The organism is Paraburkholderia sp. A1BS-2L (genome assembly GCF_051125205.1).
Classification (GTDB): Bacteria; Pseudomonadota; Gammaproteobacteria; order Burkholderiales; family Burkholderiaceae; genus Paraburkholderia.
On the sequence record NZ_CP120429.1, the window covers coordinates 1,002,404 to 1,015,983 of the forward strand.

At 60.9% G+C, this 13,580-nt stretch carries 3 protein-coding genes, 2 tRNA genes and 3 rRNA genes; all 8 read right to left on the reverse strand.

Translation table 11 applies throughout. The features are described from left to right. Positions 1 to 4: 4 nt before the first annotated feature. The 8 genes from P5W98_RS19300 to P5W98_RS19335 all read right to left on the reverse strand — a co-directional run bounded on the left by P5W98_RS19300 (position 5) and on the right by P5W98_RS19335 (position 13,567). On the reverse strand, positions 5 to 4,918 hold the full coding sequence (locus tag P5W98_RS19300; protein WP_421026460.1) for an alpha-2-macroglobulin family protein: 4,914 nt from the start codon (positions 4,916 to 4,918) through the stop codon (positions 5 to 7). Positions 4,919 to 4,926: 8 nt separating this feature from the next. After that, positions 4,927 to 5,616 carry a DUF1175 domain-containing protein gene (locus P5W98_RS19305; RefSeq protein ID WP_421026459.1) on the reverse strand — a complete coding sequence of 230 codons (690 nt, stop codon included), beginning with the start codon at positions 5,614 to 5,616 and terminating at the stop codon, positions 4,927 to 4,929. Between the two features lie 2 nt (positions 5,617 to 5,618). Continuing rightward, complete coding sequence (locus P5W98_RS19310; protein WP_421026458.1) at positions 5,619 to 7,502, reverse strand: DUF2138 family protein; 1,884 nt, start codon at positions 7,500 to 7,502, stop codon at positions 5,619 to 5,621. 810 nt (positions 7,503 to 8,312) lie between these two features. Then, positions 8,313 to 8,426 (reverse strand): 5S ribosomal RNA (rrf, locus tag P5W98_RS19315). A gap of 169 nt (positions 8,427 to 8,595) precedes the next feature. Next, positions 8,596 to 11,475: ribosomal RNA gene (locus tag P5W98_RS19320) — 23S ribosomal RNA — on the reverse strand. A 292-nt stretch (positions 11,476 to 11,767) separates the two neighbouring features. Continuing rightward, positions 11,768 to 11,843, reverse strand: a tRNA-Ala gene (locus P5W98_RS19325). A 49-nt stretch (positions 11,844 to 11,892) separates the two neighbouring features. Beyond that, positions 11,893 to 11,969 (reverse strand) — tRNA-Ile (locus tag P5W98_RS19330). Between the two features lie 65 nt (positions 11,970 to 12,034). Continuing rightward, positions 12,035 to 13,567, reverse strand: a 16S ribosomal RNA gene (locus P5W98_RS19335). Together the 16S, 23S and 5S rRNA genes with 2 tRNA genes alongside form the textbook arrangement of a ribosomal RNA operon. Between the last annotated feature and the right edge of the window lie 13 nt (positions 13,568 to 13,580).

Below are 13,580 nucleotides of genomic sequence, written 5' to 3' on the forward strand. Positions count from 1 at the left end.
GGCCTCACTCGATGCGCAGCGTGACCATGCGGTCGCTGCGGCCGCCTTCATACGCCTTCTGCTCCGGCTGGTACATGCGGAAGTAGCGTGCGGGCGGCATCGTGAACATGCCAGGCAGAGCGAAGCGCACGAGTTGGCGCAGCGCCACGGGACGATCGAGCAAAGGCACGGGCTGGTGATAGCCGAGCTCGCCCATTTCGTAGCTGGCCGCGCGCGCGAACGGCTGCGGACCGCTGCCGCCCTCGCCTGGGCCGGGCAGCCCGGCAATGCTCACGCCCCAGCTCGTCGCCTCCACGGACCCGCCCGGCGGCAGCGGCACGTCGAGCAAGCCGTAATGCAGCGCCGATTTGTCCTGCGGCGTGAGCGTGACTTCGTCGACGTAAAGCGCGTTGCTATCGATGGCGTCGCCGGTCTTCATGCGATGCGCCTCGAACGTGGCGCGACCCGCCTGCTTTTCAGCGTCGCTCGACGGCGCGATCGGATCGAGCCGATAAAGCGTGCGCTCGATCTTCACGGGCAGGCGGCTCGCGTGGCCCGCACGGCTGCGGTACGAAACCAGCGCCGAAACATCAGGATTTGCGCCACCCACGTCGAGCGAAGTTGGCAAAGCCGCGCCCGTCCACTTCCAGAGGGTTGCGCCCGTGGGCGTCGTCGTGCGCGCCCAGCCACTGCCGTGCAGTGCGGGCAACGGCTGTGCCGCATCTCGCGCGCGCGCGCCGCCCATGGCCTTGCGCAGCCACAGCAACGTGAGCGCGCGGTCGACGGTCGGATAGGTCGCACTGCTCTGCGCGAGCACGGCGTTTGCATCCACGGGTGTGCCTGCGTCGCCGGCCATGGCCAGCAAGCCCTGGATCAGCGGCGTCGGATTCGTCATGAGCGACGCGCGTGCGCGCGCGGCCAGCGCATCGAAACCTTCGGGCAGGCTCGCGTTCGTTGCACGTGCCGTCCACGCAGTCAGCACCACGGCCGTTTGCAGGCCGCGCGGCGAATCTGGCGCGGCAAACACGAGACTGTCTTCCACGCCGTATGCGTCGCGAGATGATTTGGCATCCTGATCGAACATCGACGACGCCCGTTGCGCGAGCTGCCCTGCGACGCCTGACACGGGCGTCGCCACGGGCTGCCCCATCTGCTGCAGCAGCCAGAGCGCCAGCGCACGATGCAGCAACGGCTCTTTCGCGCCGCTGTCGCGATAGATATCGAGCGCGTGCTGCCAGTTGCTGTCCGGCAGCGAGATGCCGAGGCTGCGGCTCGCGAGCCAGTCCGCGTAGTACGCGTAGGCCGTAATGAACGCGCTGCCCGCTGTGGTGTCGCCCCACCAGCCGAACGCGCCATTGATGCCTGCGAGCAACGCGAGCCGCTGGCGCTGATTACGCAAACGCGCCTCGAGACCCAGCGCCGTGCTCTGAGGCGTAGCGACGCCCGCCGCTGAACCATCGGCATCGCTGCCCAGCGCATCGTGTGCAAGTGCGAGCGGAATCAGACGGCTCGAGGTCTGCTCGGCGCAGCCGTATGGGTAAGCGATGAGATCGTCGGCCACGCGCGCAAACTGGCTCGTTCCCGTCGAAACGATGCGCACGCGCACGTCCTGCGCATCGGGTGCGAGCGCGAGCGGCTTCGGATTGGCGTCTAGCGCGACGGGCATTTCGCGTAGATCGAGCCAGCCCGGCGCGCCAAGGCTCACCGAAGTCTGCAGGCGGTCCATCTCCTTGCCGCCTACGCGCAGGCTCGCATCGACGAGCCCCGGCGTGAGCGCCACGCGCGGCAGTGCCAGGTAATTCGCGCCGGGCTTGAGCGTGACCTTGCGATCGAGCGCGAGGCCCGCGCCGTCGACCGTCCATTGCGCATCCACATCGGACGAGCCCTGGTTGAACGCGAGCATGTCGATCGCCGGCTGGTCGCCGCTGCGGAAGCTCGCAGGGCCGCTCCATTTCAGATAGAGCGGTTTGTCCGAGTGCACATACGCAGTGCGCTGCCCCACCGTGCCGTCCGCGGAAATCGCCCGCACGGTAATGCGCCAGCGCGCGAGTGCATCGGGCATGCGGAAGGTCATGCGCGTGTGGCCGCTCGCATCGGTTTGCAGATCGGCCTGCCATGCTGCCGTGTCGATGTCGTCGCGACGCGGGCGCTCCAGCACCTTCACGCCGCGTTCGTTGTACTGCCCGCGCTGCGGGCCACCGGTCGCGCCGCGCATCGCCGAAAGCGCGAGGTCGTAGGTAATGAACGAAAGACTCGACGTCGTGCGCACATTGTTGCGGCGCGGATGATAAAAGAAGTCCACGATGTCAGGCGCAATTTCGGGTTGCAGCACGTACACCATTTCGTCGACCACGCTCACGGTGAGACGAGCGGGCAGCGCCTTGCCGCCAAGCGTGCTGCCCAGATCGAGCGTCACGGTTTCGCCCGGCGCGTAGACGGACTTGTCGCTCTTCACGGCGAGATCGATCGACGGCTTCGCGACCACGATGCCAGCGTTCTGGAATACGTATTCGCCGTCGTGCACGTAGAGCACCGAGAACGTCATGTTGGGAGCGAACTCCGGGCCGACCTTGATGCGCGCTTTCCATTGCGCAGGGGCAACGCGCGTGAGCGTCAGCCAGTCCGCGCCCGTCGAAAGCAGTGCGCGCGCTTCCACGCTGTCGCGTTCGAGCGTGAGCAACGCATCGTCCACGGCATACGGGAACGTGATGAGCGCTTCGGCCGTATCGCCGATCTTGTAGCGGTCCCGGTCGAACACCACTTCGACGCTGCCGGGAATCGCCTTGAGGCCATCGCCCGCCACCCAGTGGCTGACCGCTGCGAGCAGGTTGCCCGCGTCGTCCTTTACCGAGAGCATGTACGAGCCCGGTTCGTCGAATTGAATCGGGAAGCTCACGCGGCCGTCCGGGCTCGCTGCGGGTAGCGTTCCGTCGGCCTTCGTCTGCGACTCCAGACGCACCCGTTCCCACTTCGCCGGTTTGTGCGCCGGCACCGCGTTCGTGTTGCTGCCTGGGTTGGCGCTGGCACTCGCCGCCCCGGCCGACCCAGCCGCTCCGGCCAGCGTGAACGTCACGCGCTCGTGCGGCTGCGAGAATGATTTGGCCGTGTTCAAGCGATACTGCGTCGCGCCGCGCGCGATCAGCACTTCGCGCGTCACGCGCACGCGATACGCGGCGCCGTCCTGCGCGAACAGGGTGAGCGCATAGCGGCTCGGCTCCTTCGCGGCGGGCAGTGTGAGCGTGACGTTGCCGTCGCTATCGGTCTTCAGTTCCTGCTGTTCGAGCTTCACGGGAAAGAGGCCCGAATAGCGCAACTCGCCGTCCACGATCGCCACTTTCTGTGCGCGCAGCGTGACCGACACCTTGCCGTTTTTCACGGGCTTGCCGTCCGGGTAGCGCAGCGCGATCTTGCCCTTGGGCGCGTCGCCGGTCGCGTAATCGGACTTGTCCATCGTGAGATTGACGTCGAAGTGCGGCTTCACGTACTCCGCTACGCGGAATGCACCGCCGTAGCTATTGCCGTTGTAGTCGAAGCGCAGCGTATAGCCGCCCCCCTGCGCGGCCGCCGGCAGCGTGAAGGTCGTTTCGCCGCCGCTTTCCGATGCGAAATCCACGTTGCGCGTCGCGATCGGCGCGCCGTTCGGATCGAGCACGTCGAGCTTGAGCTGCGCGGGCGCGGCGGGCGTCGACTGATTCGCACTCTGAAACGTGCGGCCGATGAACTTCACGTGGACAGCGTCACCAGGGCGATAGAGCGGCCTGTCCGTTACCGCGTAGATTTTGGTGTTGTAGATCTCGCTGTCGTAGTAGAAGTTTTCCGATACGAAAGCACCGCCCTGCGGATCGCCGCCGATCACGTAGCTGCGCTCCGGTGAGACGTGCTGGAGCATCAGCGCGCCATCCGCGCCGGTGGAGCCGCTTTGCAGCACGCCCACGCCATCGGTCCAGCTCACTTCCGTGCCGCCAACCGGCTTGCCGTTGTCGCGCCGCGCCGTCCACACCAGCAAACCGCTCGACGCAGCCTTCACGACCGCGACCGTATCGGAAACGAACAACAGAGTATGCGCGCGGTAATTTCCGATCATTGCCTCGACGAGATAGAGCCCCGGCGGCAGTTTGCCGACCGGAATCATCACGTTGCCCGACTGCGCCTCCAGGAAGTTGCTGCTACTGCCTGCGAGGTTCACGCCCTTGGGTGGCTGAATCGTCTTCGCGTTCCAGATCGGATAGCGGAAGCGCGTGACAAGTTCGTAGCCCCGCAGCGGCGCGAAGCGCGCTTGAGGCTCGAAATGCGTGGGCGCGTTCGGTTGCTCGCCGAGCTTGAATTCGGGCTTCGCCTCGGTGACCTTGCTGCGCGTCGCGAACGAAAGTACGCGCTGCCACGCGCGGCGCGCATCGCTGAGCCAGCGGTCCCACAGGTACGAGAGCGTATTCGCGAGACCCTCGCCCTGATAGTTCGGCTTGATGTTCAGTCGATGCAGGTTCTTCTGCGCCTTTAGAAACTCGAGTGGATTCGGCACCCTGTAGACGACGATATCGGCGCCGCCATAGCTTTCGAGCTCCGACTGGAATTCGCGGCCCGGTGCTTCCAGACGCACCTGCGCGAGCTGGTTGCTGCCGTAGCTCGCATCGGAAAGCAGGAAAAACGGCTGGCCCTGCACGACCTGGCTGTCGTAGCCACTGGGCGGCGGCGCGCCCAGCGTGGGATTCGCGTCGATGCTCTGCTGTGCGGCGTTGTCGCCCTCGTCAGCCCAGGCAGGCGCCGCCCCCAGGCCCAGACACAGCGCAAGTAACGCGATCAGTGCTGCAAGCTGCGCCGCTGCGCCCGAACATGCGCCGTATTTCGTATAGGAAATCCGTGCCTGTGCCAAGAATTTCGCATTGGAAACGCGCGGGAAATACGGCGCGGCGCAACGCAGAGAGAAGAGCAGACGTTGCATGGCGGCACTCATGGCGTCAGGAACGAGAAACGAAACACACCGACGAAGTTCGGATTGCCATCGAACGGCTGCCAGCGGGAATCTTTCCATTGCATCAGGTCGGAAATGGCGACGGCGCGCAGACCGCTATCGGTCGGCGTGACGGTGCCCGTGTGATAGGCGATGTAGCGGTCCAGCCAGATCATCAGATGCTGGTCGTCGCCCTGATCGAAGAACAGCAGGTCGCCAGGCAGCGCCTGATTGACGTCGCGCGAAACGAAGCGGCTATTGCGTTGAATGAGCGCAATAGCCGAGGCATAGGCGCCCACGCTGCCATCGATGCGCGTCCAGCGGCTCGCGAGCGCGCGCTGCTGCGGGCTCAGTTGCAGTTCGGGCGGCAGCCGGCTTGCGTCGCCCGCGCCGTTCATGCCGTTAGCCTTGAGCCAGCGAGCGTCATGCTCGCGCAGCGCCTCCACGGCGGCAAAGCGCACGAGGCCGGCGCAGTCACGCTGGGTCCAGCGCGGCGTGGGACCGCGACGCATCTGCTGATCGACGATGCGCACGAACCACGCACGAAATATCGTCGACTGACCGGGCGTGAGTGCGTCGGGGTCGGGCGCGGATTGCGTTGGCATGAGCGCTCGCACCGGGCCCGCAAGCGCCACGCCGAGCGCGGCCGCTCCGGCCGCCGCGCATCGATGGAAAAAGCGGCGGCGCACGATCAGTCGCCGCTCGCGCCGGGCTGCGCCGGCTGGTCTTCGGCATGCTGTGCGGAGTCTGTGCTGGCGTCGCCGAGGGTGGCTTTGCCGGCATCGTTGTCCGCGTCTTTCGGGCCTGCGCCCAGCGGATGCCCCGCTGCCGCGTCGCCGCGCGGTCCCACGCCCGCTCGCGGCTCGACATGCCACTCCACGGGCACCCAGCCCGCCGACGAAGGCAGCGAGCCCGGCAGGCTCAACGCCAGCGGCGGGTAGCTCGCCACCGCGTGCAGCTTCGGCAGCAAATGCGTGCGCGCGGCGTTGCGGAAGATCGCCTCCTGATCGACCGGCAATGCGCGCCCGGCCTCGCGCTCCACAAGCGCCGCCGCGGTGGACGGCGTGATCGACACCATGGTGGTCGACAGGCGCTGCGGCGAGAGCGTATCGGCAATGGCCGGGTAGCGCTTGTCCAGCACGGCGAGCGTGTCGTCCACGAGACGCGCGTCGGGCGAGAACACCACATAGCCGTGCGCGAGCGCGAGCGTCACCGGAAAGTAGCGCGGCGCGGAAAGCTGCGCCGCGTAGGACGAGCCCGCGCTCTGCGCCGTGCCTGAGCGCGCGCTCACCGCGCGCGTCCACAGCGTGACGCCAGCAGACGGCTCCTTCGTCGTCACCGGCAAACGGCGATAGCCTGCCTCATTGCCCGCCTTCGCTTCATACGCGCCAATGGCGTCACCAAAGACGCTCGCAAGCGCGCCTTTGACCACTGCCAGTTGGGCCGGATCCTGCGCCGCCCCGGGTTTGAGGCGCGCCACGAACACGGGCGCCACGACTGTCGACTTCGCATACCAGCACACGCCCGCGGGTCCGGCGAAGCGTTCGCGCAAAACTTTCGACGCCACTTGTTCGCCCTCGCCCAGCTTGCCGAGTAATTCGGCAGCATCGTTCCAGTCGACCGGCAGGCTCGCGCAGGCCGCCGCGTTCGCGGGCAACGCATGCCAGAGATCGGCGCTGTCCCAGTGCTGCGGCAGATGAGCGGGATCGACGAGCGCGGCCGTGCTCCACGCGCCGCTCGCGCTCGCATCGTTCTTGCCCGACGCGCCGAAATCGAAACGCAGCGCATTGACGCCCGAGAAAAAAGCCTGATATCCGAATGAAAGATAATTGACCGAGACGATCAGCCGATGCCCGTTCACCTCGGCAGGCGCGCGTTCGAGATGATACGTGCGCAGAGCATCGTCGCCGCCGTCATCGAGCATCTTCGCAAGCGCCTGCGCGCGCTCGCCGATCGTCTTGCCGTCCGCGTCGAGCAAAATGCCTGGCTCCGACATGATGATGAGCCGCTCGCCCTTCGCCGCGAACAGCAGCGTATGGCCGACCGCGAGCTTGAGCGCGTAGACCGGCACGTCGCCGGAGAGCGTGGCCGCCTGGTTCAACTGGCTGTCGCCTGTCGCGACGTTACCCACGGCCTGCATCAGCTTAGCGAGGCCGTTGCGACGCACCGTCATCACCCAATAACCGAGGCGGCCGTCGGGCGAGCGCCATAGCAGCACACGCGAGGGTTCATCGAATACACGCTTGATGAGTTCGTCGCTCCAGTCGAGATCGTGTTCGAATGCGAGCCGCCGGACAGCGCCTTCTGCGGAAAGACGCGTGGAATTGGACTCGTAATAGTCGACAAAATCGCGCGTGAGCAGCGTATGCAGCAACGGCACGCGAATCATGTCGCGCGGCAAACGCGAAAGGGCCGCGCTGTCGATAATGGCGTCGGGATAATGAATATCAAAAGCGACTTCGTGAGACCGAAATGTCGATCTTCCACCGAATGGACGCCAGATCGCCTGAATGGCGACCAGTGCAACGATTAAAACCGCGGCTGTTAGCGCGGCTTTTTTGCGCGTTAACTTCATCGAATCAATCGCCCTGAACTGGAGTATCGGTTTTCTTTTGTACCGGCACCCCTCATTGGCAGGGCGCACGGCCGCTTGCTTGCCGCACGCCGGTTCTCTCTCTGCGAGCGACTATTTTCAGTTGCCAGCGATACTACCGTAAAAATTATCTAAATGCCGCGAATGATTCCGGGTGCGTGAAATATCCATATATTTTCACGTTTTATCGTCGTGCACGTTGCATGACGCATTATTGATTGCCCGAATTGCGGCGCTGAATTGAGTCGATGTGCGCCGTGTGGCAGCGCACTAGAATGAGTTCATCAACAGGGCAAACAGGAGGCGTCATTCACGACAACGCAGCAAGACGACCTTCACTTCGGTCCCACACGTGCTCGCGCGCCGCAATTTCATGGCCTTCGCGGGCGCGACCGCAGAAACCAGGTCGCCAGGCTTCTCACCTCAAAGGTCGTGGCCGCTTACCGTATAGAGTCCAGCCATTCTCTGAGTAGTCCAGCAAACTCGCCCACGAACCCAAGGCATGACGCCCGCGCAAGGCAACGGCACCATGCTTCTTTTTGTTGGTGGACACTCGAGGGCTCGAGTAGAGCCAAAAGCTATGCGGATTTGCCCACGCCGTCCCGGGCATACTTGCATTGCGATCAAGTCCGGCAAGGCACTCGAGATCAAGTACGTTCCCGCCGGCAATGCGGTGCGTCAGTCATCCTGCGCATGCGCACTGCGCCGGCTCCGCCATTTTCCACGCACGCAAACGCCAGAACCCCGGCGCTCATTCGGAGCCACCGGGGTTCTGGACATACTGCATGAGGAGCCTGACGATTACCTACTTTCACACGGGCAATCCGCACTATCATCGGCGTGGAGCTGTTTCACGGTCCTGTTCGGGATGGGAAGGGGTGGGACCAGCTCGCTATGGTCATCAGGCATGACGGGTTGCTGCGTCGCACGGGTTTGGGTGAACCTGGCGCCACAGCCAATCGGGAAGAAGCGTAAAGAGGTGCTGTTTCTTGGGGTTGTGTTGTTTCCGGCACAACACCGATCTCTCAACCTGCGCGTCCTTCACTCCACACCGGGAGGAAGACACACCTGTTATAGGATCAAGCCTTACGGGCAATTAGTATCAGTTAGCTTAACGCATTACTGCGCTTCCACACCTGACCTATCAACGTCCTGGTCTCGAACGACCCTTCAAGGGGATCTAGTCCCCGGGGAAGTCTCATCTTGAGGCGAGTTTCCCGCTTAGATGCTTTCAGCGGTTATCTCTTCCGAACATAGCTACCCGGCAATGCCACTGGCGTGACAACCGGTACACCAGAGGTTCGTCCACTCCGGTCCTCTCGTACTAGGAGCAGGCCCCCTCAAACTTCCAGCGCCCACGGCAGATAGGGACCAAACTGTCTCACGACGTTTTAAACCCAGCTCACGTACCTCTTTAAATGGCGAACAGCCATACCCTTGGGACCGGCTACAGCCCCAGGATGAGATGAGCCGACATCGAGGTGCCAAACACCGCCGTCGATATGAACTCTTGGGCGGTATCAGCCTGTTATCCCCAGAGTACCTTTTATCCGTTGAGCGATGGCCCTTCCATACAGAACCACCGGATCACTATGACCTGCTTTCGCACCTGCTCGACTTGTCAGTCTCGCAGTCAAGCACGCTTATGCCATTGCACTATCAGCACGATTTCCGACCGTACCTAGCGTACCTTCGTACTCCTCCGTTACACTTTGGGAGGAGACCGCCCCAGTCAAACTGCCTACCATGCACTGTCCCCGACCCGGATCACGGGCCAAGGTTAGAACCTCAAACAGATCAGGGTGGTATTTCAAGGACGGCTCCATGCAGACTGGCGTCCACACTTCACAGCCTCCCACCTATCCTACACAAACCGGTTCAAAGTCCAATGCAAAGCTACAGTAAAGGTTCATGGGGTCTTTCCGTCTAGCCGCGGGGAGATTGCATCATCACAAACACTTCAACTTCGCTGAGTCTCGGGAGGAGACAGTGTGGCCATCGTTACGCCATTCGTGCAGGTCGGAACTTACCCGACAAGGAATTTCGCTACCTTAGGACCGTTATAGTTACGGCCGCCGTTTACCGGGACTTCAATCAAGAGCTTGCACCCCATCATTTAATCTTCCGGCACCGGGCAGGCGTCACACCCTATACGTCCACTTTCGTGTTTGCAGAGTGCTGTGTTTTTATTAAACAGTCGCAGCCACCAGTTTATTGCAACCCCTTCACCCTCGGAGCGCAGGCTCCTCAAGCTACCAGGGCGTACCTTATCCCGAAGTTACGGTACCAATTTGCCGAGTTCCTTCTCCCGAGTTCTCTCAAGCGCCTTAGAATACTCATCTCGCCCACCTGTGTCGGTTTGCGGTACGGTTAATGTTGAACTGAAGCTTAGAGGCTTTTCCTGGAACCCCTTCCAGTTGCTTCGCTTCCGAAGAAGCTCGCGCCACACCCTTGAATTACGCGCCCGGATTTGCCAAAGCGCCTTCTCCAATGCAGCGACCGGGACTTCCAACACCCGGACAACCTTCCGCGATCCGTCCCCCCATCGCATTCAACACTAGTGCAGGAATATTGACCTGCTTCCCATCAGCTACGCATTTCTGCCTCGCCTTAGGGGCCGACTCACCCTACGCCGATGAACGTTGCGTAGGAAACCTTGGGCTTACGGCGAGGGGGCCTTTCACCCCCTTTATCGCTACTCATGTCAGCATTCGCACTTCTGATACCTCCAGCACACTTTCCAGTGCACCTTCGCAGGCTTACAGAACGCTCTCCTACCATGCACATAAATGTGCATCCGCAGCTTCGGTATATGGCTTAGCCCCGTTACATCTTCCGCGCAGGACGACTCGATCAGTGAGCTATTACGCTTTCTTTAAAGGGTGGCTGCTTCTAAGCCAACCTCCTGACTGTTTTAGCCTTCCCACTTCGTTTCCCACTTAGCCATATTTGGGGACCTTAGCTGGCGGTCTGGGTTGTTTCCCTCTTGACACCGGACGTTAGCACCCGATGTCTGTCTCCCGTGATTGCACTCTTCGGTATTCGGAGTTTGCTATGGCGACGTAATCCGCAATGGACCCATCAACCATGACAGTGCTCTACCCCCGAAGGTGATACACGAGGCACTACCTAAATAGTTTTCGGAGAGAACCAGCTATTTCCAGGTTTGTTTAGCCTTTCACCCCTATCCACAGCTCATCCCCTAACTTTTCAACGTTAGTGGGTTCGGTCCTCCAGCACGTGTTACCGTGCCTTCAACCTGGCCATGGATAGATCACCTGGTTTCGGGTCTACACCCAGCGACTAATCGCCCTGTTCGGACTCGCTTTCGCTACGCCTGCCCTATTCGGTTAAGCTTGCCACTGAATGTAAGTCGCTGACCCATTATACAAAAGGTACGCCGTCACCCCTTGCGAGGCTCCGACTGTTTGTATGCATGCGGTTTCAGGATCTGTTTCACTCCCCTCCCGGGGTTCTTTTCGCCTTTCCCTCACGGTACTGGTTCACTATCGGTCGATCACGAGTATTTAGCCTTGGAGGATGGTCCCCCCATCTTCAGACAGGATTTCACGTGTCCCGCCCTACTTGTCGCATCCCTAGTTCTTCCATTCCGTTTTCGTCTACAGGGCTATCACCTGCTATGGCCGCACTTTCCAGAGCGTTCGACTAACGGTACAGATAAAGAATGCAGGCTGATCCCATTTCGCTCGCCACTACTCTGGGAATCTCGGTTGATTTCTTTTCCTGCGGCTACTTAGATGTTTCAGTTCGCCGCGTTCGCTTCACGTGACCTATGTATTCAGTCACGGATACTCCATTCGGAGTGGGTTTCCCCATTCGGACATCTCCGGATCAAAGCTTGTTTGCCAGCTCCCCGGAGCTTTTCGCAGGCTACCGCGTCCTTCATCGCCTGTGATCGCCAAGGCATCCACCACATGCACTTGTTCGCTTGACCCTATAACGGGTGCGTCTCTCGACTCACTCGCTACAGGCTGAGTTTTCGCGTTGTGCCGTATTCCAAAGCCCTCTTTCGAGGAACTTAAAAATACATCGATACAATCACAACCCTGATTCACCTACTCCACACCCATCTCTAAGTGTGTTTCAGATAAATCTCTTTACTACTTCTTCCTGATTGTTAAAGAACGACAGCCGATACGTTTTCACATACCGCTCTGACTGGCTCAATCGCCAATGCAAAACTCCCTGCATTTAACTGCTCCTGCAGGATGCTGTGCATTAGGGATTGGTGGAGGATGACGGGATCGAACCGACGACCCCCTGCTTGCAAAGCAGGTGCTCTCCCAGCTGAGCTAATCCCCCAGTCATGCATACTCAAGGGGGTTACCAGTCAGCCACCGCGCAGACAAATTGGTGGGTCTGGATGGATTCGAACCATCGACCCCCGCCTTATCAAGACGGTGCTCTAACCGACTGAGCTACAGACCCCTGAGTCTGTCTTTTCTACAGCCGACAAGTGTGAGCGCTTCAATGAACTTCGCAATGAGCTCTGGAAAGGAGGTGATCCAGCCGCACCTTCCGATACGGCTACCTTGTTACGACTTCACCCCAGTCATGAATCCTGCCGTGGTGACCGTCCTCCTTGCGGTTAGACTAGCCACTTCTGGCAAAACCCACTCCCATGGTGTGACGGGCGGTGTGTACAAGACCCGGGAACGTATTCACCGCGGCATGCTGATCCGCGATTACTAGCGATTCCAGCTTCACGCAGTCGAGTTGCAGACTGCGATCCGGACTACGATCGGTTTTCTGGGATTGGCTCCACCTCGCGGCTTGGCAACCCTCTGTTCCGACCATTGTATGACGTGTGAAGCCCTACCCATAAGGGCCATGAGGACTTGACGTCATCCCCACCTTCCTCCGGTTTGTCACCGGCAGTCTCCCCGGAGTGCTCTTGCGTAGCAACTGGGGACAAGGGTTGCGCTCGTTGCGGGACTTAACCCAACATCTCACGACACGAGCTGACGACAGCCATGCAGCACCTGTGTGACGGCTCCCTTTCGGGCACTCCCGGCTCTCACCAGGATTCCGTCCATGTCAAGGGTAGGTAAGGTTTTTCGCGTTGCATCGAATTAATCCACATCATCCACCGCTTGTGCGGGTCCCCGTCAATTCCTTTGAGTTTTAATCTTGCGACCGTACTCCCCAGGCGGTCAACTTCACGCGTTAGCTACGTTACCAAGCCAATGAAGGCCCGACAACCAGTTGACATCGTTTAGGGCGTGGACTACCAGGGTATCTAATCCTGTTTGCTCCCCACGCTTTCGTGCATGAGCGTCAGTATTGGCCCAGGGGGCTGCCTTCGCCATCGGTATTCCTCCACATCTCTACGCATTTCACTGCTACACGTGGAATTCTACCCCCCTCTGCCATACTCTAGCGATGCAGTCACCAATGCAGTTCCCAGGTTAAGCCCGGGGATTTCACATCGGTCTTGCATCACCGCCTGCGCACGCTTTACGCCCAGTAATTCCGATTAACGCTTGCACCCTACGTATTACCGCGGCTGCTGGCACGTAGTTAGCCGGTGCTTATTCTTCCGGTACCGTCATCCCCCCGGGGTATTAACCCAGAGGTTTTCTTTCCGGACAAAAGTGCTTTACAACCCGAAGGCCTTCTTCACACACGCGGCATTGCTGGATCAGGCTTGCGCCCATTGTCCAAAATTCCCCACTGCTGCCTCCCGTAGGAGTCTGGGCCGTGTCTCAGTCCCAGTGTGGCTGGTCGTCCTCTCAGACCAGCTACGGATCGTCGCCTTGGTGAGCCTTTACCCCACCAACTAGCTAATCCGCCATCGGCCACCCCAATAGCGCGAGGTCTTGCGATCCCCCGCTTTCATCCTAAGATCGTATGCGGTATTAATCCGGCTTTCGCCGGGCTATCCCCCACTACTGGACATGTTCCGATGTATTACTCACCCGTTCGCCACTCGCCACCAGGTGCAAGCACCCGTGCTGCCGTTCGACTTGCATGTGTAAGGCATGCCGCCAGCGTTCAATCTGAGCCAGGATCAAACTCTTCAGTTCAATACCTGTTACT

What these genes read in the sequence shown, in the direction of transcription:
- P5W98_RS19300 (WP_421026460.1), bottom strand. Translation starts at nt 4,918, where the DNA reads ATGCAACGTCTGCTCTTCTCTCTGCGTTGCGCCGCGCCGTATTTCCCG.
- P5W98_RS19310 (WP_421026458.1), bottom strand. Translation starts at nt 7,502, where the DNA reads ATGAAGTTAACGCGCAAAAAAGCCGCGCTAACAGCCGCGGTTTTAATC.